The 25,151-nt window shown below is 67.4% G+C and carries 24 protein-coding genes; 10 read left to right on the forward strand and 14 right to left on the reverse strand.

Going from position 1 to position 25,151, the window contains the following annotated elements; translation table 11 throughout:
• Positions 1-44: 44 nt before the first annotated feature.
• The 3 genes from AC3FOF_RS32590 to AC3FOF_RS32600 all read left to right on the forward strand — a co-directional run bounded on the left by AC3FOF_RS32590 (position 45) and on the right by AC3FOF_RS32600 (position 3,454).
• A complete protein-coding gene (locus AC3FOF_RS32590; RefSeq protein ID WP_488728959.1) occupies positions 45-1,934 on the forward strand; it encodes a bifunctional sugar phosphate isomerase/epimerase/4-hydroxyphenylpyruvate dioxygenase family protein in 1,890 nt (629 codons plus the stop codon).
• A gap of 39 nt (positions 1,935-1,973) precedes the next feature.
• Complete coding sequence (locus AC3FOF_RS32595; protein WP_017229749.1) at positions 1,974-2,795, forward strand: 3-oxoadipate:acetyl-CoA acetyltransferase; 822 nt, start codon at positions 1,974-1,976, stop codon at positions 2,793-2,795.
• Positions 2,796-2,899: 104 nt separating this feature from the next.
• Positions 2,900-3,454 (forward strand): shikimate kinase, encoded by a 555-nt coding sequence (locus AC3FOF_RS32600; RefSeq protein ID WP_488728960.1) that lies wholly within the window; start codon positions 2,900-2,902, stop codon positions 3,452-3,454.
• A 99-nt stretch (positions 3,455-3,553) separates the two neighbouring features.
• Here AC3FOF_RS32600 and AC3FOF_RS32605 read toward each other — a convergent pair whose 3' ends face one another.
• The 9 genes from AC3FOF_RS32605 to AC3FOF_RS32645 all read right to left on the reverse strand — a co-directional run bounded on the left by AC3FOF_RS32605 (position 3,554) and on the right by AC3FOF_RS32645 (position 12,382).
• On the reverse strand, positions 3,554-4,459 hold the full coding sequence (locus AC3FOF_RS32605) for an ABC transporter permease (RefSeq protein ID WP_488728961.1): 906 nt from the start codon (positions 4,457-4,459) through the stop codon (positions 3,554-3,556).
• Between the two features lie 19 nt (positions 4,460-4,478).
• On the reverse strand, positions 4,479-5,321 hold the full coding sequence (locus AC3FOF_RS32610; protein ID WP_488728962.1) for an ABC transporter ATP-binding protein: 843 nt from the start codon (positions 5,319-5,321) through the stop codon (positions 4,479-4,481).
• Between the two features lies 1 nt (position 5,322).
• Positions 5,323-6,357: an ABC transporter substrate-binding protein gene (locus tag AC3FOF_RS32615; RefSeq protein ID WP_488728963.1), complete on the reverse strand. Its 1,035-nt coding sequence runs from the start codon at positions 6,355-6,357 to the stop codon at positions 5,323-5,325.
• 126 nt (positions 6,358-6,483) lie between these two features.
• Entirely contained in the window at positions 6,484-7,416 is a 933-nt protein-coding gene (locus AC3FOF_RS32620) for a TauD/TfdA dioxygenase family protein (RefSeq protein ID WP_488728964.1), read from the reverse strand.
• A 265-nt stretch (positions 7,417-7,681) separates the two neighbouring features.
• A complete protein-coding gene (locus tag AC3FOF_RS32625; RefSeq protein WP_488728965.1) occupies positions 7,682-8,269 on the reverse strand; it encodes a c-type cytochrome in 588 nt (195 codons plus the stop codon).
• On the reverse strand, positions 8,256-9,536 hold the full coding sequence (soxC, locus tag AC3FOF_RS32630) for a sulfite dehydrogenase (RefSeq protein ID WP_488728966.1): 1,281 nt from the start codon (positions 9,534-9,536) through the stop codon (positions 8,256-8,258). Before soxC ends, AC3FOF_RS32625 begins: the two co-directional genes overlap by 14 nt.
• Before the next feature lie 112 nt (positions 9,537-9,648).
• Positions 9,649-10,500, reverse strand: coding sequence for an alpha/beta hydrolase family protein (locus AC3FOF_RS32635; protein WP_488728967.1), 852 nt, complete (start codon positions 10,498-10,500; stop codon positions 9,649-9,651).
• 40 nt (positions 10,501-10,540) lie between these two features.
• A complete protein-coding gene (locus AC3FOF_RS32640) occupies positions 10,541-11,677 on the reverse strand; it encodes a thiolase family protein (RefSeq protein WP_488728968.1) in 1,137 nt (378 codons plus the stop codon).
• Between the two features lie 144 nt (positions 11,678-11,821).
• Positions 11,822-12,382: a TetR/AcrR family transcriptional regulator gene (locus AC3FOF_RS32645; RefSeq protein WP_276265598.1), complete on the reverse strand. Its 561-nt coding sequence runs from the start codon at positions 12,380-12,382 to the stop codon at positions 11,822-11,824.
• Between the two features lie 206 nt (positions 12,383-12,588).
• Between AC3FOF_RS32645 and AC3FOF_RS32650 the strand changes: the two genes are divergently transcribed.
• The 7 genes from AC3FOF_RS32650 (at position 12,589) to AC3FOF_RS32680 (ending at position 19,710) form a co-directional block, all read left to right on the forward strand.
• Positions 12,589-13,686 (forward strand): ABC transporter substrate-binding protein, encoded by a 1,098-nt coding sequence (locus AC3FOF_RS32650; RefSeq protein WP_276265599.1) that lies wholly within the window; start codon positions 12,589-12,591, stop codon positions 13,684-13,686.
• 4 nt (positions 13,687-13,690) lie between these two features.
• Positions 13,691-14,527: an ABC transporter permease gene (locus AC3FOF_RS32655; protein ID WP_488728969.1), complete on the forward strand. Its 837-nt coding sequence runs from the start codon at positions 13,691-13,693 to the stop codon at positions 14,525-14,527.
• A gap of 24 nt (positions 14,528-14,551) precedes the next feature.
• Positions 14,552-15,373, forward strand: coding sequence for an ABC transporter permease (locus tag AC3FOF_RS32660; protein WP_488728970.1), 822 nt, complete (start codon positions 14,552-14,554; stop codon positions 15,371-15,373).
• A 54-nt stretch (positions 15,374-15,427) separates the two neighbouring features.
• Positions 15,428-16,270: an ABC transporter ATP-binding protein gene (locus tag AC3FOF_RS32665; protein WP_488728971.1), complete on the forward strand. Its 843-nt coding sequence runs from the start codon at positions 15,428-15,430 to the stop codon at positions 16,268-16,270.
• A gap of 31 nt (positions 16,271-16,301) precedes the next feature.
• Positions 16,302-17,252 (forward strand): TauD/TfdA dioxygenase family protein, encoded by a 951-nt coding sequence (locus AC3FOF_RS32670; protein WP_488728972.1) that lies wholly within the window; start codon positions 16,302-16,304, stop codon positions 17,250-17,252.
• A gap of 30 nt (positions 17,253-17,282) precedes the next feature.
• Positions 17,283-18,647, forward strand: a complete 1,365-nt coding sequence (locus AC3FOF_RS32675) for an LLM class flavin-dependent oxidoreductase (protein ID WP_488728973.1) — start codon at positions 17,283-17,285, stop codon at positions 18,645-18,647.
• A 922-nt stretch (positions 18,648-19,569) separates the two neighbouring features.
• Complete coding sequence (locus AC3FOF_RS32680) at positions 19,570-19,710, forward strand: hypothetical protein (RefSeq protein WP_488728974.1); 141 nt, start codon at positions 19,570-19,572, stop codon at positions 19,708-19,710.
• A gap of 177 nt (positions 19,711-19,887) precedes the next feature.
• On the opposite strand, the gene AC3FOF_RS32685 is transcribed toward AC3FOF_RS32680, so the two are convergent.
• From AC3FOF_RS32685 to AC3FOF_RS32705, 5 genes are all read right to left on the reverse strand, one after another.
• Complete coding sequence (locus tag AC3FOF_RS32685) at positions 19,888-20,181, reverse strand: hypothetical protein (RefSeq protein ID WP_017227985.1); 294 nt, start codon at positions 20,179-20,181, stop codon at positions 19,888-19,890.
• Between the two features lie 326 nt (positions 20,182-20,507).
• Positions 20,508-21,602 (reverse strand): porin, encoded by a 1,095-nt coding sequence (locus AC3FOF_RS32690; RefSeq protein WP_276267263.1) that lies wholly within the window; start codon positions 21,600-21,602, stop codon positions 20,508-20,510.
• A gap of 118 nt (positions 21,603-21,720) precedes the next feature.
• Positions 21,721-23,058, reverse strand: a complete 1,338-nt coding sequence (locus AC3FOF_RS32695; RefSeq protein WP_488728975.1) for an MFS transporter — start codon at positions 23,056-23,058, stop codon at positions 21,721-21,723.
• Between the two features lie 56 nt (positions 23,059-23,114).
• Positions 23,115-24,059: a PDR/VanB family oxidoreductase gene (locus AC3FOF_RS32700; RefSeq protein WP_035813135.1), complete on the reverse strand. Its 945-nt coding sequence runs from the start codon at positions 24,057-24,059 to the stop codon at positions 23,115-23,117.
• The gene (locus AC3FOF_RS32705; protein ID WP_488728976.1) at positions 24,059-25,111 is read right to left on the reverse strand and encodes a Rieske 2Fe-2S domain-containing protein; all 1,053 of its coding nucleotides are present in this window, start codon (positions 25,109-25,111) and stop codon (positions 24,059-24,061) included. Before AC3FOF_RS32705 ends, AC3FOF_RS32700 begins: the two co-directional genes overlap by 1 nt.
• Positions 25,112-25,151: the final 40 nt, after the last annotated feature.

Here is a 25,151-nt window from a genome sequence, read left to right on the forward strand (position 1 = left end):
CTCCTCACCCACGTATCACCCGCAGCATGCACGCAGGATTTGACATGGAACCCGCAGTCTGGCGCCACCCGAAATCGATCGCCACCGTATCGCTCTCCGGCACGCTGCCGGAAAAACTGGAAGCGGCCGCCGCGGCCGGATTCGACGGCGTCGAGATCTTCGAGAACGACCTGCTGAATTTCGACGGCTCGCCCGCCGACGTACGCCGCATCGCGGCCGATCTCGGGCTGGCTATCCCCCTGTATCAACCCTTCCGCGATTTCGAGGCCATGCCCGCTGAGTTCCGCGCCCGCAATATGGCGCGCGCGGAGCGCAAGTTCGACGTGATGGAGGAACTGGGCGCGCCCATGGTGCTGGTCTGCAGCAATGTGCAGGGCATCGCCATCGACGATCCAGCCCGCGCCGCCGACGACCTGCGCGCCATGGCCGAAGCCGCGGCAAAGCGCGGCCTGCTGGTGGGCTTCGAGGCGCTGGCCTGGGCTCGCCATACCAGGCGGTGGCGCCAGGCGTGGGAGATCGTGCGGCAGGCGGACCACCCCGCGCTCGGCCTGATCCTGGACAGCTTCCACACCCTCTCGCTCGGCGATACGCTCGAAGGCATCGCTGCAGTGCCGGCGGAGAAGCTGTTCTTCGTGCAACTGGCCGATGCGCCCAGGATGAGCATGGATGTGCTGTCGTGGAGCCGGCACCACCGCAACTTCCCCGGCCAGGGCGACCTCGCCGTCACCGGGTTCGCGCGCGCGGCGATCGATGCGGGCTATCGCGGGCCGCTATCGCTGGAGATCTTCAACGACGAATTCCGCGCGGCACCGGCGCGCCTGACCGCGCTGGACGGGCTGCGCTCGCTGATCTGGCTCGAGTCCGAGGCCGGCGGCCCCGCCCTGCCGGCCGCACCGGATTTCGGCGGCGTCGACTTCCTGGAGTTCGCGGTGGACTACGTGGCCGGGCGCGAACTGGGCGAGCGCCTGCGTTCGCTGGGCTTCGCGCGCGCCGGCCGCCACCGCTCCAAGGCGGTGGACCTGTACCGCCAGGGCGGCGTCAATATCATCCTCAACGCGGAGCAGGACAGCGCCGCCGCCGAGCATTTCCAGCTGCACGGGCCGTCCGTCTGCGCGCTCGGGCTGAAGGTGGACGACGCCCAGCGTGCCATCGCCCGCGCCCGCGCCCTGCTATGCAAGGAATGGCGCGAACGCATCGGCCCGGACGAGCGCAGCATTCCGGCGGTGCGCGCGCCGGACGGCATGCTGTTCTACCTGATCGACGAACAGGACTCCGGCCGCAGCATCTACGAAAGCGATTTCCTGCTGGACGAATGCAGCACCGGCTGCGCCGGCACTGGCGCCGGCCTCACGGCCATCGACCATATCGCCCAGGCCCTGCCCCCGCACCGGCTCGACAGCTTTGTGCTGTTCTACAGGACGGTGTTCGGCCTGCAGGCCGAGGCGCTCCATGAAATCGCCGATCCCTATGGCCTGGTGAAGAGCCGCGCCATGGTCAGCCCCGGGCAAAACATACGGATTCCGCTCAACGTCTCGGAGAGCAGCCGCACCGCCACCGGCAGGTTCGTCACCGCCTATGCGGGCTCGGGCATCCATCACATCGCCTTCCGTACATCCGACCTGAGCGGGACGCTGACGCAGATCGAGCCCGCCGAAGCCGCCATGCTCCATGTGCCCGACAACTACTACGACGATGTCGGCGCCCGGCTCGGGCTGGACGACGCGCTGCTGGAACGCCTGCGGCGCCAGCAACTGCTTTACGACAGGGATGCCGGCGGCGAATTCCTGCACGCCTACACCGAGCCGTTTCACGACCGCTTCTTCTTCGAACTGGTGCAGCGCGACGGCTACCTCGGCTTCGGCGCGGCCAACGCCTCGCTGCGCATGGCGGCGCAAGCCCTCGCCAGCCGCAGCCGGCCTGGCCGGCCGGCCTGAAGCCGCCGCTGCGTTCATACATTGACCTTGGAGTTTCACATGCAAGATCCCTGCATCATCTCGGTGGCCATCACCGGTTCGGTCCCCCGCAAGAAAGACAACCCCGCCATTCCCATCTCGGTCGCCGAGCAGATCGAGAGCACGCACGAGAGCTTCGAGGCGGGCGCCACGCTGGTCCACCTGCACGTGCGCGACGACGCCGAGAACGCCAGCTCCGACCCGGCGCGCTTCGCCGCCCTGCAGGACGGCATCCGCAAGCACTGCCCCGGCATGATCGTGCAGTTCTCCACCGGCGGGCGCGGGCGCGCAATGGAGCAGCGCGGCGCCATGCTCGACCTGCGGCCCGACATGGCCTCGCTGGCCACCGGCTCGGTCAACTTCCCCACCACGGTCTACGAAAACCCGCCCGACTTCGTGCGCGCCCTGGCCAAGGCCATGCGCGACTACCGCATCAAGCCCGAAATCGAGATCTTCGACCTGGCGATGCTCTACAACACGGCGGACCTGGTCAAGGAGGGCCTGCTGCTGGCACCCGTGCACGTGCAGTTCGTGTTCGGCATCAAGAATGCGCTGCCGGCGCGCAAGGAAATCCTGGCGTTCCAGGTGGAGCAACTGAAGACAGTCCTGCCCGGCGCGACCTGGACCGCCGCCGGCATCGGCCGGCACCAGCTGGAGGTCAACCACTGGACGCTGCAGCTCGGCGGGCACTGCCGCACCGGCCTGGAAGACAATGTGCGCTGGGACAAGGACACGCTGGCCGCCAGCAACGCGCAGCTGGTGGGCCGGGTGGCGCAGCTGTGCGCGGAGTACGGCCGCGCCGTGGCCACGCCAGCGCAGGCGCGCCAGCTGCTCGGCCTGTGAAGCCCCCCGTGCCGTCCGGCCGCCAGCCCGTTTTGAACGGCGCGCATCTCGTGATACCGTAGAGAAGATCGAATCCGGGGCCATCGGCAGGCTCCCCCCCACACTTGGATTTCGAAAACATCTTCTTCGTCGGCTTCATGGGCGCCGGTAAAACCACCATAGGCAGGACGGTGGCGCGCCGGCTCGGACTGCCTTTTTTCGACACCGACCACGAAATCGAAGCCCGCTGCGGCGTGCGCATTCCCACCATCTTCGAGCTGGAAGGCGAGGAAGGCTTCCGCCAGCGCGAAACCCGCACGCTCGACGAACTGACCCAGCGCAAAGGCATTGTGCTGGCCACCGGCGGCGGTGCCGTGCTGCGCGCGGAAAACCGCGAGATGCTGCGCTCGCGCGGCTATGTGATCTACCTGTGCGCCTCGCCCGCCGAACTCTGGCACCGCACCCGGCGCGACCGCAACCGCCCGCTGCTGCAGGGCGCCAACCCGCGCGCCACCCTGGAAGCCCTTTACCGGGTGCGCGACCCGCTCTATCGCGAAACGGCGCACCTGGTCATGCCGCCGCATGGCGACAGCGTGGCGCAGGCCGCGGCACGGGTGCTCGACCGGCTCGGCTGGGGGCAGCAGGCCATGCCTCAGGAAGAAAGCCCCAAGCCGGGCTGAGGCGGCCGCCTCTCCCCCGAGCGCCGACAGCACTGCGCGGCGTGCCGGAATCCGCACTATCCGCAGGCGCGCCCTACGCCGTCCGGCGCCATGGCAGCCTCAGTGCTGCATGCCCCAGCGCCGCACCGTCACGCGTTCGAGCGTCCTGAATACAAGGTTCTCGACCAGCAGGCCGATCAGGATCACCATGGCCAGGCCGGCAAACACGCGGTCGGTGTACAGCTCGTTGCGGTTCTGGAAGATGTACCAGCCCAGCCCGCCCTTGCCCGACGACGCGCCAAACACCAGCTCGGCCGCGATCAGCGTGCGCCAGGCGAAGGCCCAGCCGATCTTCAGGCCGGACAGGATGGCGGGCAGCGCGGCCGGCACCAGGATCAGCAGCACGTAGCGCAGCCCGCGCAGGCCATAGTTGCGCCCGGCCATGCGCAAGGTGGCGGGCACGCCCCGGAAGCCGGCATAGGTGTTCAGCGCCAACGGCCACAGCACCGAATGCACCAGCACGAACACCAGGCTCCTGCTGCCAAGCCCGAACCACAGCAGCGCCAGCGGCAGCAGCGCGATGGCCGGCAGCGGGTTGAACATGGAGGTCAGCGTGTCCAGCACGTCGCGTCCCAGTTCGGTGGACACCGCCAGCGTGGTCAGCACAAAGGCCAGCACGATGCCGCCCGCATAGCCTTGCAGCAATACCGACATCGAAATGCCGGCCTTGGACAGCAACTCGCCGTTGCCGATCCCTTCGGCAAAGGCCTGGGCGGTGGCGAGGAAACCCGGCAGCAGGAGATCGTTATCCTGCACCCGGGCAACGATCTCCCACAGGCAGGCCAGCACCGCCAGGATCAGCGTCTTGCGCAGCCAGCCTTGCTGCCACAGGCGCTGCGGCCCGGGCAAGGCGCGCGCCACCGGCAAGGCGGTGAAGGGTTCCAGCGTGCGCTCGTACTCGGCGCGGATGACGGGAGCCGGATGGGCGGGAATGGGTAACGTGCCTGCTGACGTGCTTGTACTCATGATCGGTCCTGGCAAGCGCTCAGCGCGCCTGCGCGGTGCGTGCCGGCGATGGCGCCGCCTGCGGCGCTTCGTCGAACAGCAATTGATGGATGCGCCGCGCGGTGGCCTGGAACTCGGCGCCGCCCTGGCTGGCAAGGTCGTACTGGTGGCTGTTGAGTTCGGCGCGGACCCGGCCCGGATGCGGCGACAGCAGCAGGATGCGGCTGCCCACCACCAGCGCCTCTTCGATCGAATGCGTGACGAACAGCAGCGTGAAAGCGGCGTCGTTCCACAGCGCCAGCAGTTCCTCCTGCATGCGCCGGCGCGTCAGCGCGTCGAGCGCGGCGAAGGGCTCGTCCATCAGCAGCACCTTGGGCTGCATCGCCAGCGCGCGGGCAATCGCCACGCGCTGCTTCATGCCGCCCGACAGGGTATGCGGATAGGCATCGGCAAAATTCGCCAGCCCCACCTTGTCGAGAAAATGCAGCGCGCATTCCGAGGCTTCCCGGCGCGACATGCCGCGCGAACGCACCAGCGGGAACATCACGTTCTGCCGCACCGTCTTCCAGGGCGGCAACTGGTCGAACTCCTGGAACACCACGATGCGGTCGGGGCCGGGCGCGCTGACGGGCACGCCTTCGAGCCGGATCTCGCCCTCGCACGGCGGCACGAAACCCGCCACCGCCTTGAGCAAGGTCGACTTGCCGCAACCCGACGGACCGAGCAGCACGAAACGGTCAGCGGCGTGGACATCGAAACTGACCTGGTGGGTGGCCCGCACCACCCGCTCGGGGGTGCGGTATTCCAGCGAGACGCCGTCCACCTGCAACAGCGGCGCGGCGGCGGGGCGCGCGGACACCACGCGTAGCGGCGGCACGGACATATCAGCTGCCTTGCGCGGTGACCGGGTCCTGGAAGAAATAATCCTGCCAGGATTTGGGCTGGTTGCGGATCGCGCCCACCCGGTGCATGAACTCGGCCAGCGCAAAGGTATTCTGCGGCGCCACCTTGAACTGCACCTGCGGGTTCTTCAGGATCTTGACCAGCAGCGCGCGGTCGATCTTTGCCTTGTTCACGCGGATGTACAGGTCGGCCGCGGCGTCCGGATCGGCGGTGGCGAACTTCGCCGCCTCGGCCAGCGCATCGACGAAGGCGCGGTAGGTCTTGGGGTTGTCGTTGCGGAATTTCTCGGTGGCGTACAGCACCGTGGCCGAACTGGGGCCGCCCAGCACGTCATACGAATTCAGCACGATGCGCGCATTGGGGTTGCCGGCCAGCTCCTGCTCCTGGAACGGCGGGTTGCCGAAGTGGCCGCTGATCTCGGTACCGCCGGCAATGATGGCCGCCGCGGCATCCGGGTGAGGCACCGCCACGGTCCACTTGTCGAGGCGGTTGTACTCCTTGTCGCCCCACTGCCTGGCGGCCGCCAGCTGCAGCACGCGCGACTGCACCGACACCGATACCGCCGGCAGCGCGATGCGGTCCTTGTCGGTGAAGTCGGCGATGGACTTGACCCTGGGGTTGTTGCTGACCAGGTAGTACGGGAAATTACCCAGCGACGCCACGCCCTTGACGTTCTGCCTGCCATGGGTGCGGTCCCACACCGTCAGCAAAGGGCCCACGCCCGCACCGGCGATATCGATCGCGCCGGAGAGCAATGCATCGTTGACGGCGGCACCGCCGGAGAGCTGGGTCCACTCCACCTTGACGTCGAGGCCTTGCTGCTTGCCGTGCTTCTCGATCAGTTGCTGGTCGCGCGCCACGTTGAGCAGCAGGTAGACCACGCCGAACTGCTCGGCGATACGGATCTTGCCTTCCGCGTGCGCCGCGCCGGAGATCGCCATGCCGGCGGCCAGCGTCAGCGCGAGCGCGCCGCGCGATAAGCCGGCGGGGAAGAAACGGGAACGAAGCAGGGACATGCGGGACTCCAGTGAATATGGTATGGGGTGCGATTGGATGCGATGCGATGCCGGCGCAGGCATGGCGAGATCCCCGCCATTCCCTCGCGCCTGCCGCAGCAACAGGCGCCATGACGAAGGCGCCGCTCAGAACGGCAGGTCGCCTTCGATGGTGGTGCGGTACATCACGCGGCGCAGCGCGTCCGGGCAACCGGCAGCCAGGTGCAACAGCGAGCGGTTGTCCCAGAACAGCAGGTCGTGCTCCTGCCATCGATGACGATAGATATGCTCGGGCTTCACGCTATGGGCGAACAGTTGCGCCAGCAGGTCGCGGCTTTCGTCCTCGGGCAGCCCCGCGATACGCGTGGTGAAATGCTCGCTGACGAACAGCGCGCGGCGGCCGGTCTCGGGATGGGTGCGCACCACGGGCTGCAGCACCGGCGCCACCTGCGCGATCTGCTCCGGCGTCAGGTTCGGGCGCCACGGGCTGCGCTGCTGCAGCTCGGCGTATTTGGCCAGGTAGGTATGCTCGGCCTTGCGCCCTTCCACCGCCGCCTTCAGGTGCGCGGGCAAGGTATCCCAGGCCAGGTGCATATTGGCGAACAAGGTATCGCCGCCTTCGGCGGGCAGTTCCTGCGCGTGCAGCAGCGAGCCCAGGCTCGGCTTTTCCTTGTACGAGAGATCGGAATGCCAGAAGTGCCCGGCATCGCCCAGGCCGATCGGCTTGCCGTCCTCGAGCACATTGGAGACGATCAGGATCTCGGGATGACCGGCGAGCTGGAACTGGTGCAGCACATGGATCTGCAACGGCCCGAAGCGGCGGCTGAAGGCGATCTGCTGGCCGGGCGTGATGCGCTGGTCGCGCAAGACCACCACGTGATGGTCGAGGTGTGCCCGATGGATGCGGGCAAAGTCTTCCGCCGGCAGCGGTTCGGACAGGTCCAGGCCGACGATTTCCGCGCCCAGCGGTGCATCGAAGGGGCGGATCTCGAAAGCGGCGCCACTGGAGACAACAGCGGAAGCGGAAGCGGAGGCGGGCGCGGCACGGGTGGCTGATACCGGGTGGATTCCAATCGTCATGACAGGCTCTTTGGCAAGGACCGGCTGTGCGGGCCCGATACGTGGCGCGGCGCGGTTTCCGGCAATGGCCAGGCCCTGCACTGCTTGTTTTCAAGCTATGCACTGTAGAGATCGGAAGCTGGAGCGGTCAACGAATGTAATCGCTGCCGCTTATCTGTTTATTGCATATGGCGCGGAGGCTTCCGTGCGTAGTGATCCACCACAGGTTTGCTCACCTCGCCCACAAGGCGGGAGAGGGGAGCAAGCCAGCGCATGGCAATCCCCCTCATCGCGCCACGCAACCACGCCGGCAAGGCACATTCCCCGTATCCGGGCGTCCGTCGACAACAAAGCCATAGCGGTTCGGCATCCGCACCCGCGGCAGGGTCGAGGCATCGAGCACCGCGTCGGAGGGGAGGATGCCGTTCAGGTGCAACAGATAGGCGGTGACTGCGTACACCTCGTCCGGCTTGAGGCTCTGCGGCGCGTTATACGGCATGGCCCGGTTGATAAAGTCGAACACCGTGGTGGCATAGGGCCAGAAGCTGCCGATGGTCTTCAGCGGCGGCTTTCCGTCCGCCTGCGCGCGGTTCAGGCTGCCCTGCCCGCCCACCAGCGCATCCGCCGGCTTGCCTTCGCCCTTGACACCATGGCATGCCGCGCACTGGCTCTCGTAGACCTGCCTGCCGCGCGCCACGCTGCCGCTGCCCGGTGGCAGGCCGGCGCCGTCGGGCGTCACGTCGATATTCCACGCGGCCAGATCGCGCTCGCTGGCAAGCAGCCCGAGGCCATAGGTCTGCGCCTGCGCCGGAACCGCGGCCAGCGCCAGCAGCGCTGCGGCGGCGCGCATGCGAAACAGCTCAGGCGCGTGCATTGGCGATCCTCCCGTCGGCGGCGACGCGCCACGCCTGGATGGCGTTGTAGTGATAGGTGGACTCGTAGCCGCGCGCGGCCACCAGCTGGGCGGGCGTGGGCTGTACATTGCCGGCCTCGTCGATGGCGCGGCTTTGCAGCACCGCCGGTCCGCCCTCCCAGCGCCAGGGCAGGCGAAAACGCGTCAGCGCGCGATCCAGCACCGGGTCCTGCAACTGCGCCTCGCGCCAGTCGCGGCCACCGTCCACCGACACCTCCACGCGCCGGATGCGGCCGTACCCCGACCATGCCAACCCCGATATCTCGTAGAAGCCCCTGTCGCGCAGCCGGTGATCGGGCGCGGGGAAGGTGATGACCGATTTCACATCCATCAGGAACGTGAACTGGCGCGCGCTGCCGTCGGGCAGCGAATCGGTGTACTTGGACGTTTCTTCCCGCGTCATGAAAGGCGCTCGGCCCAGCTTGAGCCGCCGCAGCCATTTGATGCTCATATTGCCCTCGAAGCCGGGCAGGAACAGCCTGAGCGGATAGCCGTGCTCGGGCCGCAGCATCTCGCCGTTCTGCGCGTAGACCAGCAGCGCATCCTCCAGTGCCTTGGCCATCGGCACGCTGCGCGCCATGGTCGCGGCATCTGCGCCTTCAGCCAGCACCCATGCGGCTTCCGGGCGTACGCCCACTTCCTCCAGCACCACCGAAAGCGGCACGCCGGTCCACTCGCAACACGACAGCAAACCATGGCTGATCTGTACCGAGCTGGCGCTCGGCGCGCGCCATTCGCGGCCGGTATTGCCGGAGCACTCGAGAAAATGAATGCGCGATACCGAAGGCAGCCGCACCAGATCGTCCATGGTGAAGATGCGCGGACGATCCACCAGCCCATGCACGGCCAGCCGGTGCTGCGCGGGATCGATCAGCGGAATGCCGGCGTGGTGGCGCTCGAATACCAGGCCGGTGGGCGTGATGATGCCGCGCAGATCCTGCAGCGGCGTCATCGACGAGTTGGCGCCCGGCATCGGCGCCGCGCCCCGGTTGCGCCGGATCACGTTGCTCTCGAACCCGGAGGGCTGGCCGTAGGCGTGCCACAACACGGGCTCCCCCGGCGCGCGCGTCCATGGCGGCACCGTCAGCGCTTGCGCGCGCGCGGCGGGCGCGGCGAGCGCGCCCAGCGCCGCCGCGCCCCCGAGGCTCGCGCCCATGCCGGCGCCCTGATGCAGGAAGCGGCGCCGCCCGGCTTGCCGCAGTCCGCTTTTGTCGTCCTTGTTCGTCATTGCCTCGCGCCTTGTCCGCTGCACACGCAAATGGCGAACTATAGGACCGGCTCAATCACGGAGGAACGAAGGAAAACGCATGCCGATATGACTTGTGCCTGCCGCGCGCCGCTCATCCCGGGCCCGGCACCGGCGGGCGGGCATGGCGCTGCAGGAACGCAACGGCGCGCGCCACCACGTCCGCATCCTTCAGGATGCGCCGGTGCCCGAGCCCCGCGGCCGGCACGAGCTCGGCCTGTGGCCATGCCCGCGCCAGCGCGACCGATTCCGCATAAGGCATCTCCGCGTCCTCGGGATCGTGCAGCAACAGCGCCGGGTGCCGCAGGCCCGGCGCCAGGCGCGCCAGGTCCATCACCGTGGCCGGCTGTCCCAGGTAACGCTCGAACCGTTCGCGCAGCAAGGGCCGCAGGTCCTCGGGCAAACCCGCCGCGTGCGCCACGTAGGCAAGCACGCGCACCAGCGACGACGGGCCGGCCAGATGCACGCTCGCGCGCACCTCCAGCCCGTGCGCAAAGGCATAGAGCGCCGCGGCCGAGCCCGCCGAATGCCCGATCGCCATATCGAACGGGCCCAGCGCCCGCGCCACGCTGCCGATGGCGCGCCCGCACGCCACCACGTCGGAGGTCGTACCGGCCGAATCGCCATGCGCCGGCGCGTCGAAAACACAGACGTCGAAGCCCGCCGCCGTCAGGGCCGGCACCCATGCCCCCCAGTGGCTGGCGCGGCTTTCCCAGCCATGCACCAGCAGCACGCGCGGCGGCGGCGCCGCCTCCCGGGCACCCCGCCAGGTCCATGCGGCAAGCTCGGCACCCTCGTGCGCAATGCGCTGGGCGCGGCCGCTTTGCAGCAGCTGGCGCTCGCCCTCGGCAAGCGCAAAGCGGCGCGGTTCGATGAACGCCTTGAGCGCCTGCGCCACGCTGGCCGGCAACGGTGCGCCGGTCTCGATTACGTCGGTCTGTTCCATCCGGGATCTCCTCGATGTCCTGTGTCGTGTACGGTACGGGTCAAAGCGCTTCGAGCACGGTGGCGATGCCCTGCCCGCCGCCAATGCATTGCGTGGCCAGCGCGTAGCGCCCCTGCTGACGGGCCAGCAGGGACGCCGCCTTGCCGGTAATGCGCGCGCCGGTGGCGCCCAGCGGATGGCCCAGCGCCATCGCGCCACCGTCCAGGTTGACCGTGCCGGGATCCAGGTCCAGCTCGCGGATGCAAGCCAGCGCCTGCGAGGCAAAGGCTTCATTGATCTCCACCACGTCCAGCTGCCGCACCGACAGCGCGGCACGCGCCAGCACCTTGCGCGTGGCATACACCGGACCCATGCCCATTTCGGCCGGATCGCAGCCGATGGTGGCCATGGCGCGGATGCGCGCCAGCGGCTGCAGGCGGTGGCGCGCAACGAAGGCTTCGGTGGCGACCAGCACCACCGCCGCGCCGTCGGTCAGCGGCGAGGCGGTGCCGGCCGTGACCACGCCCTCGGGACCGAAGGCCGGGCGCAATGCCGCCAGCGCCTCCAGCGAGGTCTGCGGGCGGATACAGCCATCGGCCTCGATGCGCTCGCCATCGTCGCGCACCACCGGCACGATCTCGCCGGCCAGCCGGCCCTGCGCGCGCGCCTCGGCGGCCTTGTGGTGCGAGGCCAGCGCCATCCGCTCCTGGTCCTGGCGCGACACCTGATAGCGGCGCGCCACATTCTCGGCGGTCTGGCCCATGCTGACATAGGCATCGGGGTAGTCGCGCAGCAGGTCGGGGCTGGGGGAGGCATTGAAGCCGCCTTGCGGCACCATGCTCATCGACTCCACGCCCACGCACAGGTAAGCCTCGCCGATGCCGGCCTCGATCTGCGCGGCGGCCATATGGATGGCGGACATGGATGAGCCGCAGAAGCGGTTGATCGTCATGCCCCCCACCTGCTGCGGCAAGCCGGCCAGGAAACCGACGATACGCGCCAGGTTCGATCCCTGCGGCCCCTCGGGATAGGCGCAGCCGAGAATCACGTCCTCCAGCCCGGCGGGATCGAAGTCGGCGCGCTGCAGCAGCCCGCGCACGGCCTGGGCCGCCAGGGTGTCGGGCCGGACCTGGGCAAGCGCGCCCTTGGCGGCGAAGTGGAAGGGGGTACGGACATAGGCGGCAATAAGAGCTTGCATGACTTGGACTCCGTCTGGTTCAAAGTGAAAGTGCGCGCGGGCGCCTGTTATGCCCTTGCGTTGCCGAACCTACCAACCATATGGTAGGGTAAGTGCGCCAAAAAAAAGCACGCTTGCGGGCGTGCCTCGTTGCTTCAACCTCCGTCAGAGCGACAGCGCTTCCCTGGCGAAGGCGATGGCCTGATCGAAATCCTCCACCCGCCCGGTCATGCGCGCGGACAGCAATGCGCCCTGGCAAGCCGCGAACAACGCGGCGGCCGCCGGGCCGGCCTGCCGGCCCAGGCCCATCTCGCGCAGCACGCCCTCCAGCCAGCCCACCTGGGCGGCACGCAGGCCGCGCACGGCCTCGCGCAGGGCCTCGTCGATGCAATCCCAGCCGGGCGCGAGCGCGCCGGCGGGGCATACGCCGCGGCCCGCGTGCAGCGCGTCGCGGAACATCCGGCAATACGCCGCCACCTTCTGCGCTGGCCGGCCCGGCAAGGCCCCGGACCAGGCGCGGAAGGCTGCCGTGGATTCCTGCAGGACTTCCACGCCGAGTGCTTCCTTGGACGGAAAATGGTGATAGAGGCTGGCCTTGCGGATGCCAACCTGGTCGGCGATGTCCTGGAAGCTGAAGCCGAGATACGAACGCGTCTGGATCAGGTCGCGCGCCACGCGCAGCACATGGGCGCGCGTGGTGTCGGGTGGGGCGGCGGCGGTAGGCATGGGGTCGGCCGGTCTTTGGATCTACCTACTATAAGGTAGGCTGCCATGCCCGTCAACCGTGCGGGCCGGCCGGCGGCGCCCCGTGCCGGGACTTATGCACGCAAGCCATAACCAAAGCCAAAAACATTCCTTCTGTAGCGCCGGGCACGCCGCGTATCTTGGGAGCCGTTGACGACTCTCACTGCCCTGACAGGAATACAGCCAAGATGGCCATCACGCGACGAACCCTTCTCAAACGCCTGGCCGTGTCCGGCCTGGGTGCCGCCGCATCCGCCAGCCCGCTGGGCGCGTTCGGCGCCAACGGCGCCGCCTGGCCCGAGGTGATCCGCATCGGCGTGGCGCAGCCGGCCCTCGGCACCCCGCCCACCTTCGCCGGCAGTTCGCTGTCCATCGCGCATGCGCGCGGCTGGCTGGAAGAATCGTTCAAGCCCGCCGGCACGCGCGTCGAATGGTTTTTCTTCAAGGGCGCGGGGCCGGCCGTGAACGAGGCGCTCAGCACCCGCCAGCTCGATTTCGCGCTGCAGGGCGACCTGCCCGCCATCGTGGCGCGCGCCGCCGGCCTGAAGACCCGGCTGGTGCTCGCCACCGGCATACGCACCAACATCTATATCGGCGTGCCGCCGGATTCGCCGCTCAAGACCGTGGCGGACCTGCGCGGCAAGCGCGTGTCGCTGTTCAAGGGCACCAATATGCATCTGCCCGCGCTGCGCCTGCTCGAAGCCAACGGCCTCGCCGAGAAAGACCTGCGGCTGTTGAACCTGGACACCGCCGGCTATCTCGCCGCGCTCACCACACGCGATATCGACGCCGCGATCGGCGCCATGGATATCCTGCGCCTGCGCGACAAGGGCGCGGTGCGCATTCTCTATTCCAGCAAGAACCAGTCGCCGGTCTATACCCGCCAGAGCCATGTGCTGGTCACCGACGAGTTCGCCGGCAAGTATCCCGAGGCCACCCGGCAGTTCGTCAGGACCGCGGTGCAGGCGGCGCGCTGGGCCTCCGACGAAAAGAACCGCGAAGAGGTGCTGCGCACCTGGGCGCGCGCCGGCACGCCCTACGAGCACTGGAAGGAAGACTACGAAGGCGAGCCGCTGCGGGTGCGGCTCAACCCGAATTTCGACCCCTTCCTGGTAGCGCGTTACAAGGACGCCACCGAGCAGGCGTACCGCCTGCGGCTGTCGCGCGCCCGGTTCGAAGTCGACCAGTGGATCGATACCAGCTTCCTCAAGACCGCGCTGAACGACCTGGGCCTGCAGAGCCACTGGCCGGTCTACCAGGCCAACGGCAAGATCCTCGGAGCCTGATGCGATGGCCGCCAACGATACGCTAGTCCTGCCTCGCCCCAGCCAGGCGCGCTCCGCGTGGCGTCCCGGCTGGCGCCCCAGGCGCCGCCACTTCGCATGGCTGCTCGCGTGGCCCGTGCCGCTTGCGCTGCTGCTGGCCTGGTATGTGGCGGCGCGATTCGAATGGATTCCGCCGCAGGTGCTGCCGGCCCCGGATGCGGTCTGGCACACGCTGGCCGAGCTGTACCGGAGCGGCGAACTGCAGGCCAACCTGGCCGTCAGCGCGCTGCGCGTGGCGGGCGGCTTCGCACTGGGCCTGGCCGGCGGACTGGCGCTGGGCGTGGCGATGGGCTTGTCGGCGGATTTCCGCGACTACGCCTATCCCACCTTCAAGGCCTTCAGCCAGGTGCCGGTGCTGGGCTGGCTGCCGCTGCTGATGCTGCTGGTGGGCATCGACGAGGCGCTCAAGATCATCCTGATCGCCAAGGCCGCGCTGGTGCCGATCGCGCTCAACACCTACAAGGGCATCCAGAACGTGCCCACGCGCTATATCGAGGTGGCGCGGGTGCTGAAATTCACGCGCTGGCAACTGCTGTCGCGGGTGGTGTTTCCGGCTGCCGCCGCGCCGGTCTGGAACGGCATCCGCTACGGGCTGACGCACGCCTGGCTGGCGCTGGTGGTGGTGGAGCTGCTGGCTTCGTCCGAAGGGCTGGGCTACATGATCGTCTACGGGCGGCAACTGTTCCAGCTCGACATGGTGATCGCCGCGGTGATCGTGGTGGGCGCGGTCGGCTTCGCGCTCGACAAGGCGCTGGCGCTGGCCGAACGCGCCGTGCTGCGCTGGCGCAAGCCGGGTCTTTGATCGTTGGACAGCAAGGAGTCCGAGATGGCTGATGCCTCCACGGCGCTGGCAAGCAAGCCAGCCAACACGCGCCCCGTGCGCATCCCGCGCGCGCTGCGCGGCTGGGTCCTGCCGATTGCACTGGTGGTCCTCTGGTGGGCCGCGGTGCGCTTCGGCTGGAGCACCTCTCCCCTGCTGGTGCCGGTGTCCAAGGTCTGGGCCACGGCGGTCGCGCAGGTGCAAAGCGGCGCGCTCTTCGCCGCCCTCGGCGCCAGCCTGTGGCGGGACCTGGCCGGCTTCGCGCTCGGCGCCAGCGTGGGCCTGGTGTTCGGCACCGCGCTGGGGCTGTCGCGTTTGTTCGAGCAACTGTTCGGCCCGAGCTTCCACACCGTCAAGCAGATCTCGCTGTTTGCCTGGATTCCGCTGCTGTCGGTGTGGTTCGGCCTGGGCGACACCGCCAAGGTGGTGTTCCTGTCGCTGGCGGCCTTCTTCCCGGTGGTGCTCAATACCTTCGAAGGCATCCGCGGCGTTCCCGCCGACCTGCTGGAAGTGGCCCGCGTGCTGAAGTACTCGCGCGGGCAGGTGCTGCTGCGGGTGGTGCTGCCGTCGGCGTCGCCGTCGATCTTCGCCGGCATCCACCTGGCGCTGATCTACGCCTGGCTGGCCACGCTCGGCGCGGAGTACCTGCTGGTCTCCGGCAAGGGCATCGGCAACACCATGACCGACGGCCGCGAGAATTTCTGGATGGACCTGGTGATCTTCGGCGTGATCGTGGTGGGGCTGGTCGGCTTCACGCTGAACTGGATCGCCAGCCGTATCGAACGCCGCCTGCTGGCGTGGCGCGGGCGCTCCGTCGCCGCCTTCTGATCCGCCAGATCTGCCCCTGACCGCCTGTTCCCACATCCACTGGAGAGACCTGCCATGGCCCATGCCGGTACGCTGAGCATCGAGCACCTGCGCAAGCAATACGAAGTCAAGGGCCAGCCCCTGCCCGTGCTGGAAGACATCACCCTGTCGATCGCCCCCGGCGAGTTCGTCAGCATCGTCGGCGCCAGCGGCTGCGGCAAGTCCACGCTGCTGCGGCTGGTGGTGGGGCTGGAGGAAGACTACAAGGGCGAGATCCTGCTCGACGGCCAGCGCGTGGCCGGCACCAGCCTGGATCGCGGCATCGTGTTCCAGGAGCACCGGCTGTTCCCCTGGCTGACGGTGGAGCAGAACATCCGCATGGCGCTGCTCAACGCCGACCTCGCCGAGACCGAGAAGCGCCGCACGGTGCGCGAGCATATCGCGCTGGTCGGGCTGGCGGGCTTCGAGTCCGCCTTTCCGCACCAGCTCTCGGGCGGCATGTCGCAGCGCGTGGCCATCGCCCGCGCGCTGGTCACGCGCCCGGAGATCCTGCTGCTCGACGAGCCCTTCGGCGCGCTCGACGCGCTCACCCGGGCCTACCTGCAGCAGGAGCTGCACCGCATCTGGCAGGCTGAGGGCATCACCATGATCCTGGTCACCCACGATGTCGAGGAAGCCATCTACCTGGGCGACCGCGTGGTGGTGATGGAGCCGCGCCCCGGGCGCATCCGGCGCATCCTGCCGGTGCCGCTGGCCCATCCGCGCGACCGCGCCGCACTGGCCTTCGCGCGCGTCAAGGACGACGTGCTGCAGGAGTTTTCGGGGCAGCCGGCCGATCTGGCCGAAGCCCCCATCCGGCGTCAGCCGGATCCCGGGACAGCCGACCGGCTGCCGCCGCATATCCGCTTCGCGATCTGAACCGCACCCTTCGCTCACAGGAGAATCCCGAATGACCCAGCAGCAAACCGCAGCAGAAGTCACGCTAGACATCCATCCCGTAGCGGGGCGCATCGGCGCCGAGATCCGCGGACTGAAGCTCGTGCCTGATCTCGACACCGCCACCTTTGCCGCCGTGCGCGCTGCGCTGCTGCGCCACAAGGTGCTGTTCTTCCGCGGCCAGGACCACCTGGACGATGTGGCGCAGGAAGGCTTCGCCAGCCTGTTCGGCACGCCGGTGCCGCACCCTACCGTACCCTCGCGCGATGGCACGCAGTTCCTGCTCGAACTCGATTCCGAGCACGGCGGCCGCGCCAATTCCTGGCATACCGACGTGACCTTCGACCTGGCCTACCCGCAGGTTTCCGTACTGCGCGGCGTGACCATTCCGCCGGCCGGCGGCGACACCGTGTGGGCCAATACGGCGGCGGCCTACCAGGACCTGCCCGAGGCGCTGCGCGAACTGGCCGACCGGCTCTGGGCGCTCCATACCAACGACTACGACTACGCCGCCACCCGCAACACGGTCAGCACCGAATCCGTCAAGCGCTACCGCGAGGTATTCACCTCCGCCATCTACGAGACCGAGCATCCGGTCGTGCGCGTGCACCCGGAGACCGGCGAGCGCACGCTGGTGCTGGGGCATTTCGTCAAGAAGCTGCTGGGCTACTCGTCATCCGATTCGCAGCACCTGGTGGCCGTGCTGCAGGACCATGTGCACCGGCTCGAGAACACCGTGCGCTGGCGCTGGCGCGCGAACGACGTGGCGATCTGGGACAACCGCGCCACGCAGCACTACGCCATCAACGACTACGGCGACGCGCGCCGCGTGGTGCGCCGGGTCACCATCGCCGGCGACGTGCCGGTCGGCGTGGACGGGCGCCGCAGCGTGGCCATCAAGTCCGGGACGCCCAAGAACGGCGAATCCGCCAATCACGCAGCCCCGGCGCGCGCGGCTGCGTGAACGGCCCCGGCGACCCACGCGGAGTATCCGATGCGCAATCCAGCACCACGGCGCCAGCTCAAGCTCGGCGCCTTCCTGCAAGCCACCGGCCACCATGTGGCCGGCTGGCGCCACCCCGGGGCCCAGGCCGATGCCGGCCAGAACCTGGCGCACTACGTGCGGCTGGCGCAGCGCGCCGAGGCCGCCGGCTTCGATACGGTGTTCCTGGCCGACGGCGTGGCGATCCGCTCGCTCGACGATGCCACCCTGCCCCGCACGGCGCGTGCCGCCAGCTTCGAACCGCTCACCCTGCTGTCCGCGCTGGCGGCGGTGACCGAGCGCATCGGCCTGGTAGCCACCGTATCCACCACCTATAACGAGCCGTTCCATGTCGCACGCAAGTTCGCCTCGCTCGATCACCTGAGCGGCGGCCGCGCCGGCTGGAACGTGGTGACGTCCTGGTCCGACGCCGAGGCGCGCAACTTCAGCCTGGACAAGCACCCCGAGCACGCGGACCGCTACGCCCGCGCCGAGGAATTCGTCGATGTGGTCACGGGGCTCTGGGACACCTGGGAAGACGACGCCTTCCTCTACGACAAGGACAGCGGCCTGCATTTCGCAGCCGGCAAGCTGCATGCGCTGGACCACCACGGCAAGCATTTCCAGGTGCGCGGCCCGCTCAACGTATCGCGCCCGCCGCAGGGCCATCCGGTGATCGTGCAGGCCGGCTCATCCGAGGCCGGGCAGGAACTGGCGGCCCGCACGGCAGAGGTCATTTTCACCGCCCAACAGTCGCTGGAAGATGCGCGCCGCTTCTACCAGGGCCTGAAAGGCCGGCTGGCCCGCTACGGCCGCACGCCCGACCAGCTCAAGATCATGCCGGGCGTGTTCCCGGTCATCGGGCGCACGGAGGCCGAGGCGAAGGAAAAGTTCGAAGCACTGCAGGACCTGATCCATCCCGCCGTCGGGCTGGCCCTGCTGTCGCAGAACCTCGGCGGCGTGGATCTCTCCGCCTACCCGCTCGACGGACCGCTGCCCGACGACCTGCCCGAGCCCAACGGCGCCAAGAGCCGCTTCCAGCTGGTGACCGGGCTGGCGCGCAGGGAGGGCCTGACCATCCGCCAGCTCTACCTGCGCGTGGCCACCGCGCGCGGGCACTGGTCCATCCACGGCACGCCGGCAAGCATCGCCGATCAGCTGCAGGCCTGGTTCGAGGGCGGCGCCGCCGACGGCTTCAACATCATGCCGCCGTGGCTGCCGGGCGGGCTGGACGACTTCATCGAACTGGTGCTGCCGGAACTGCGGCGGCGCGGACTGTTCCGCGATCGGTACGAGGGCAGCACCTTGCGCGAGCATCTTGGCCTGGCGCGGCCGGCGCATCCGCGCACGCTGGGGGATGGGCGGCGGGTGGCGTGACGGCGGAATACGAGGGGACAAGAGCCGGCACCGGGACCGGCTCCAGCTTGCCGACAAAGCCAAGGGATTTTCCGAAGCCGACCGGATGCGCCAAAAACGCTTGGATCGACGACGGCGTTTGCTCCTTCTGCCGTTGCGGGATACCTGGCAATACGAAATCAGCTTCTCGTGAGTTCCGGCTGTCGTGGCGCACCCAATACGGACATTGCATGACATAGCCAGAAAGATCAGAAGCGTTAATACTCTGGAAGAGTAATGTAACAAGAGGCTTCGTTCGCTACGGGAGTCTGGCCCGCATCCAATCCCAACGTGTTGGCGGCAACTTCACATAGCCGCTCTCATCAGAACCGGAAGTATCGTATATTACGCTATCGTCCCCCCAAATTATTTTTGGCCCGGGGTGTTTATATGTTCTTTCCGCCATTAGTTCCCCACTAAGCGCGTCATACAGGCGAAACAAAGTACCATACTCACTTGGCAAATAGCAGATTTCACCTATATAGGCACCGACAGACTCACGTTTACATTCGCGTGCAGCCGACCTATTTAGCGCATCACAGCCATAAGAAACAAGTAACACAAAAATTACAACCAAAATCGATAATATAAAAACCGACCCAATTCGTATTTTCAATTCAGAAAAAATTATCATAGATCAAACTCCACGACAATCGGACTTGGAAGCCTTATTAGCCGTTGCTCAAAAAATGGAATCCGCTTATCTGATTTTTCCATACCCCCCTCATCACCGGCCTTTCACTTTGCCAACGGGCATGTGCCGCGGGTTCTCCCCGACGATGCACGATGCCAAGAATTACCATGGTTTGGCAATAAATTCTTTGGGGAAATTCTGGTTTTTATATGGAAATATCAAAAAAACTGTCTTTTCTCGCAATCCAGCGCGCTCATTGGCGGCGCGACCATGGAGAACCGCGATATGCAAGAGGAAACGCTAGAGCCCTCGATTAATGCCGAAATCGAGGCCGTGGCAACAGGACGCATTATGCTGCGCGCGCTCGACATGGATAACGGCGAGCCCGGCGCCGAGCCCGCATGGGGCTAAGGTATGCGCTCAATGGTTGACCCTCGCAGCGTGCCATCGGGATAGCGCAAGTGGTAGTCGTCGGGGTGCGCGTGCAACCATGCCGTCAAGGCTTGCCTCATGCCGCCGCCAAACTTTGCCGGTGCCCAGGCGAATACCGGCAGGCTGCGCCAAAACTGCCTGGAATAACGACGGCTGTCACGCCCTCTTGCCATCTGCCACAACCATTTCACTCAGCACCAGCGTCTCCTGGGCGAGCCCTGCGGCCAGCGAAAGCAGCTGGCGCTGTAGTTCCTCGTTCAGCTTGTCGGATGCGCCAGGCATGCCTGCGGAAGCTGCGGCATGATCGCTGGCCATGGACAGCAACGCGTGGAGCTGCGCCGCTTTCTCGGCGGCTAGGCTCAACGGGCTCTCGCACGGGGTGTGGGCGGTCAGGAACATGTCGGCGCCAGTGTACTGGGCGGTGATGCCGTAGCGGCTGTGCTTACACATGGGCGGCCTCCGAATGGGTGGCGCGCTGGCGCTTGGTGAGGCTGAGGACGTTGGTAACTGCGGCGTGTCCGGTACGGGCGAGCAAAGACTGGGGCATGAATATGCCTCCTACGTGGGCAAATGAAATGACCGCCTTGCGGCAGTCGTCCGCCTACGTTTTCAGGCTGTCAGACCCGGTCTCTGCTGTTTCAGAGACTCGCACAGTATAGCTCGGGCCGTAGCAAATCCGCCGCTCACGAACGTGCCGATTGTTTCAACTTTTGGCGAAGCCAACAACCGGCACCACAAAGCAAAAGCATGGGACCCGCCCCAACCGCCGGCCTCGGCTAGAAGACGTGCTTCATCCCAACCATGGCGCCCAACTGGTTGCCGCCAGCCGCCGGATTGGTGCCCGTCCCCGCGTTGCTGACGGACAGCGCGAGATTGCCGCCATTGTTGATAAATCCGGCGGTGCCGTAGACGGACGTGCGCTTGGTAAAGGCATAGACCCCGCGCGCCGCGAACAGCCAGGCCTTGTCGGCGCTGTTGTGATAGCGCAGGTTGAACACCTCGCCGTCGATGCTGAAGGCCGGCGTTACCTGATACGTCACGCCGCCGTAGAACATGTCGCTGACGGGCGTGGGGCTGGCCCGGTTGTCCCGGCGCAGCCAGCCCAGGCCGATCTTGGTGTCGCGGTTGAGCAGCACGTAGCCGTTGATGGACAGGCGATCGTCGGTCAGGCTGCTGCGGGTCAGGCCGGCGAAGGCGCCGGGCCCGCCGCGCAGTGAATCGTAGGCGGCCGCCACGCTCCAGGTCGCGGTGTCGTATTTGAGCATCGCGGACCACTCGCGGCAGGCGCGCTGGTCCGCTGGATTCTCCCCGGCGCAGTTGGTGCCGGATGGGCTCGGGCCCGCGTTGACCGTGTCGCGGCCAAAGCTGTAGGTGGCGCCGGCGGTCAGGCCGCCGAACGTGCCCTTGTACGAGATGGCATTGTCCGCACGCGCATTCGGGATATAGCTATCCAGCGAGCCCGAGCCGAAGGCATTCGGCCCCAGGATGTCGGGTTCGGCCATCGCCCAGAACAGCATGGTGTACTGACGGCCCAGCGCGACCTGTCCCCAGTTCCCGGCGAGCCCCACCAGCGCCTGGCGGCCGAACAGGCGCCCGCCCTGGTTGCTGGTGCCGCTGTCGGGCGCGAAGCCGGACTCCAGCCAGAACACCGCCTTCAGTCCGCTGCCCAGGTCCTCGGTGCCGCGCAGGCCCCAGCGCGACGGCACCGTGCCGGTCAGGTTCGGCATGCGAAAGACGTTGTTCTTCGCCGCGCCGATGTTGGAGAGGTATTCCACGCCGGTATCGACCACCCCGTATGCCGTCACGTTCTGCGCGGCGGCGACCATCGGAACCGCTGCGGCGATGGCAGCCACCATATAAGCTCGTTTCATTGTCTTCCCCTTGTTTTTTTCTTGCGTTCGGGGCAAGCCGGGGCCTGCCGCCAATTGTCGGCACGCTATTGCGTGTTCTGTGTTCTATTTGGTACCGCTGAGTGCGGACCAGCGCGAATCAGTGCGCGGCGATGCGCACCGCTTGCCCGTCGGCCGCCGGGGATTTGCCAAGCAGGCCGACGCTTGCAATGGCCACCAGCAGCGGCAAGGCGAAGGCGTAGTACAGGTTGGACGTCGGCCACCCCGCGTCCACCAGCGCGCCGGCGACCAGCGGCGCGAGCACCGCGCCGAAGCGGCCCATGCCGATCGACCAGCCCATGCCGGTGGTGCGGGTTTCCGCCGGATAGAGAATGGGCGCATAGGCATACAGGCCCACCATGCAGCCGAAGATGCCGCCGCCGATGAACAGGGCCAGCACGAAGGCCACGGACAAGGTATTGGCATACATGCCGAACGCCACCAGCAGGACGGCGGTCAATACGAAGCAGCTCCACAGCAGCGGCTTGAGGCCAAAGCGGGCGGCGAGAAAGCCGAACAGGGTGCCGCCGACGATGCCGCCGACGTTCAGCAGCACGCCGCCGGTGATCCCTTGCTGCGCGGACATGCCTGCCGCCACCAGCAGCTTCGGCGTCCAGCTGAGCACGAAGTAGAAGCTGAACATCACCAGGAAGAACGACGTCCAGATCATCAGCGTCTGCATCGCAAGGCGGCCGCCGAACAGGCTGCGCACCCCGCCCCCGGCAACCGCCTGCGCCGCGGCACGCGCCGGCATCTCGGCAATGCGATCGCGCCCCATGCCGGCGAGCAGCCTGTTGAGCTTGTCGAGCGCGCCGGCGGGACGCCTGGCGATCAGGAAATCCAGCGACTCCGGCAGGCGGGCCAGCACCACCGGGATCATGGCCAGCGTGACCAGCGCGCCAAACACGAAGACGCTGCGCCAGCCGTAGTGCATCAGCAGCACGCCGGCAATGGCGCCGCCAATGGTCGCGCCGACCGGATAACCGGTCGCCTGCAGCACGATCGCGGTGCTGCGCCACTTGTCGGAAGCGTACTCGCCGGTGATGACATTGATGCTGGCCAGCATGCCGCCGATCCCGAGGCCGGTGATCGCGCGCATGGCGGCAAGCTGGGTGACGCTCTGCGCGAACGCCGAGCAAAGCATGCCCGCCGAGATCGTCACCAGGCAGATCAGGATGACGGGGCGGCGCCCGAGCCGGTCGGCCCACGGCGCCAGGAACAGCGATCCCGCCGCCATGCCGAACAGGCCGGCACTGAGCAGCACGCCGATCTCCTTGCCGCTCAGGTGCCAGTCGGCCGAGATATGCGAGGCGGTGAACGCCATCGCCAGCACGTCAAAGCCGTCGAGCATATTGAGCACGATGCAGATCGCGATTGCCATGATCTGGAACCGGCTCATGGCGCCTTGATTGATGGTTTCCCTGATGTCCAGCTTCATTGTCTACCTCCATGTATTTTTTTAATGAAGAAGCACTGCATAAAAAAGCACTGCAACTACAGATCAAGCACAAGCAGGCTCGTCCTCGCACGTGAACAGCAAGGCAGGAACTGGTCGTTGGCGGCGCGCTCCTCGTCGGTCAGGTACGCATCGCGATGGTCCGGCTCGCCCGCCAGCACACGCGTCAGGCAGGTCCCGCAGACGCCCTGCTCGCAGGAGGTCTGGATCTCCACGCCGTTGGCTGACAGCGCCTGCACCACCGTCTGGTCCGGCTCGACATCGATGACCAGCCCGGAGCTCTCCACCTTCACCTGGAATGCCCCCTTGGCGGCGCCAGGCGCCTGCGGCGCGGCGAAGTATTCCCGGTGCAGGTTCGCATCGCGCCAGCCGGCTTCCTTCGCCTGGCGAAGCACCGCGTCCATGAAGCCGGCGGGGCCGCACACGTAAAGGTGCGTGCCGGCCTGGGGGGCGGCCAGCAGTCGCGGCAGGTCGGCGCGATGGCCGGCCGGCTCGTCGACGTAAAAATGCGTGCGGCCCCTGAGATCGTCCTGGGCGAGCCGTTCGCGGAACGCCGTGTGCTCCGGCGTGCGGGTGCAGTAATGCAGCTCGAACGACGCGCCGGCGTGCGCAAGCTGCTGGGCCATGGCGAGGATCGGGGTGACACCGATGCCACCGGCCAGCAGGATGGAGTGCCCTGCATCGGCTTGCAGCGGAAAGTGGTTTTTCGGCTCGCTGATCTCGACCATGGCGTCCGGCTCGAGCGCATGCATGGACGCCGATCCGCCACGGGAGGCAGGATCGCGCAGCACGCCGATCCGGTAGCGGTGCGTCTCGGCAGGGTCGTTGCACAGGGAGTACTGGCGCACCAGTCCGTTGCCGACGTGCACGTCGATGTGCGCCCCGGCGGTAAAGGACGGCAGCTGGCTGCCGTCGGGCGCGACCAGATCGAACACGGCGATGCCCGACGCCGCGGCGGTCTTGCTTGCGATCCTGACCAGCATCATGCGCCCTCCGCCGGCCGCGACTGCGCTTGTTCCTGTTGCAGCAGGCGGTCCAGCACCCTGCGCGCCTGCACGCCGCCAGCGTCGATATTCAGTTTGAGGAGCCTGCGCTGGGGGTTGGCCAGCAGATTGCGCTGCTGCGCTTCCAGCATCTCCAGGTCTTCGGCGAAGATCTTGCCCTGCCCTGCGCGGATGGTTTCGGTCAGTTCGGCATCGTCGGCCTTGAAGTTGCGCGCCATGCCCCAGAAGTACCAGATCGAGGTCTCGGTCTCCGGCGTAATGAAGTCCACCACAATGCTCGACGCCTTGTGCTGCGGCTCGGCGTGATAGCCGCCCTTGCCCGCATGCGCCACACCGACCTCGATCATGACGTGGCTCGGCGGCGCGAAGCGGCAGATCTGCCAGCGGTCGCAAGGCACGTCGTCGGCCAGGCCGTTGCCGCGCAGCGCGGCGGCCCAGAACGGCGGCGGCATGATGCCTTCCATGTGCCGGCTGGTGACGACCGTATCGCCGTCCGTACGGGTGGACGGCGCGGATTCCTCGATCTCCGTCTGGCCGATGCTGGACGCATGCACATAGGTCTCGTGCGTGAGGTCCATCAGGTTGTCGATCATCAGGCGGTAGTCGCAGCCGATGTGATACAGGCCGCCGCCGTGGGCCCAGTCCGGGCTCACGGCCCATTCGAGATGAGGGATCAGCGCGGCGTCGGCCAGCGCGGCGTCGCCGGGCCAGACCCAGACGAAGCCGTAGCGCTCCACCGCCGGATAGCTGCGGATCGACGGAAAGCCGCCCACGCGCTGCCCGGCCATGCCCGCGCACTTGCCATCGCGGCCCATGGTCAGGCCGTGGTAGCCGCACACCAGTTGCCCTTCGCGCACGAAGCCCAGCGAGAGCGGCGCGCCGCGGTGCGGGCAAAAGTCCTCCAGCGCGGCGACGGTGCCGTCGCCGTCGCGGTACAGCACCATCTTCTCGTTGCAGATCGTGCGGCCGAGCGGCTTGCCTGCGAGTTCGTCGGGCGTGCAGGCGACATACCAGGTATTTTTCAGGAACATGACTATCCCCTCCCGGCGCCCGAGGCGCCAGGAATCAGTT

This window comes from Cupriavidus sp. 96C5-1 (assembly GCF_057798855.1).

Excerpts from the sequence above, each read along its gene's own strand:
- AC3FOF_RS32700 (WP_035813135.1), bottom strand. The coding sequence starts at position 24,059 with ATGCTGGTCAGGATCGCAAGCAAGACCGCCGCGGCGTCGGGCATCGCC.
- AC3FOF_RS32645 (WP_276265598.1), bottom strand. The coding sequence starts at position 12,382 with ATGCCTACCGCCGCCGCCCCACCCGACACCACGCGCGCCCATGTGCTG.
- AC3FOF_RS32685 (WP_017227985.1), bottom strand. The coding sequence starts at position 20,181 with ATGTGTAAGCACAGCCGCTACGGCATCACCGCCCAGTACACTGGCGCC.
- AC3FOF_RS32655 (WP_488728969.1), top strand. The coding sequence starts at position 13,691 with ATGGCCGCCAACGATACGCTAGTCCTGCCTCGCCCCAGCCAGGCGCGC.
- AC3FOF_RS32625 (WP_488728965.1), bottom strand. The coding sequence starts at position 8,269 with ATGCACGCGCCTGAGCTGTTTCGCATGCGCGCCGCCGCAGCGCTGCTG.
- AC3FOF_RS32590 (WP_488728959.1), top strand. The coding sequence starts at position 45 with ATGGAACCCGCAGTCTGGCGCCACCCGAAATCGATCGCCACCGTATCG.
- AC3FOF_RS32650 (WP_276265599.1), top strand. The coding sequence starts at position 12,589 with ATGGCCATCACGCGACGAACCCTTCTCAAACGCCTGGCCGTGTCCGGC.
- soxC (WP_488728966.1), bottom strand. The coding sequence starts at position 9,536 with ATGACGAACAAGGACGACAAAAGCGGACTGCGGCAAGCCGGGCGGCGC.
- AC3FOF_RS32635 (WP_488728967.1), bottom strand. The coding sequence starts at position 10,500 with ATGGAACAGACCGACGTAATCGAGACCGGCGCACCGTTGCCGGCCAGC.
- AC3FOF_RS32660 (WP_488728970.1), top strand. The coding sequence starts at position 14,552 with ATGGCTGATGCCTCCACGGCGCTGGCAAGCAAGCCAGCCAACACGCGC.
- AC3FOF_RS32640 (WP_488728968.1), bottom strand. The coding sequence starts at position 11,677 with ATGCAAGCTCTTATTGCCGCCTATGTCCGTACCCCCTTCCACTTCGCC.
- AC3FOF_RS32620 (WP_488728964.1), bottom strand. The coding sequence starts at position 7,416 with ATGACGATTGGAATCCACCCGGTATCAGCCACCCGTGCCGCGCCCGCC.
- AC3FOF_RS32595 (WP_017229749.1), top strand. The coding sequence starts at position 1,974 with ATGCAAGATCCCTGCATCATCTCGGTGGCCATCACCGGTTCGGTCCCC.
- AC3FOF_RS32615 (WP_488728963.1), bottom strand. The coding sequence starts at position 6,357 with ATGTCCCTGCTTCGTTCCCGTTTCTTCCCCGCCGGCTTATCGCGCGGC.
- AC3FOF_RS32680 (WP_488728974.1), top strand. The coding sequence starts at position 19,570 with ATGGAGAACCGCGATATGCAAGAGGAAACGCTAGAGCCCTCGATTAAT.
- AC3FOF_RS32690 (WP_276267263.1), bottom strand. The coding sequence starts at position 21,602 with ATGAAACGAGCTTATATGGTGGCTGCCATCGCCGCAGCGGTTCCGATG.
- AC3FOF_RS32705 (WP_488728976.1), bottom strand. The coding sequence starts at position 25,111 with ATGTTCCTGAAAAATACCTGGTATGTCGCCTGCACGCCCGACGAACTC.
- AC3FOF_RS32675 (WP_488728973.1), top strand. The coding sequence starts at position 17,283 with ATGCGCAATCCAGCACCACGGCGCCAGCTCAAGCTCGGCGCCTTCCTG.
- AC3FOF_RS32670 (WP_488728972.1), top strand. The coding sequence starts at position 16,302 with ATGACCCAGCAGCAAACCGCAGCAGAAGTCACGCTAGACATCCATCCC.
- AC3FOF_RS32610 (WP_488728962.1), bottom strand. The coding sequence starts at position 5,321 with ATGTCCGTGCCGCCGCTACGCGTGGTGTCCGCGCGCCCCGCCGCCGCG.
- AC3FOF_RS32605 (WP_488728961.1), bottom strand. The coding sequence starts at position 4,459 with ATGAGTACAAGCACGTCAGCAGGCACGTTACCCATTCCCGCCCATCCG.
- AC3FOF_RS32665 (WP_488728971.1), top strand. The coding sequence starts at position 15,428 with ATGGCCCATGCCGGTACGCTGAGCATCGAGCACCTGCGCAAGCAATAC.
- AC3FOF_RS32695 (WP_488728975.1), bottom strand. The coding sequence starts at position 23,058 with ATGAAGCTGGACATCAGGGAAACCATCAATCAAGGCGCCATGAGCCGG.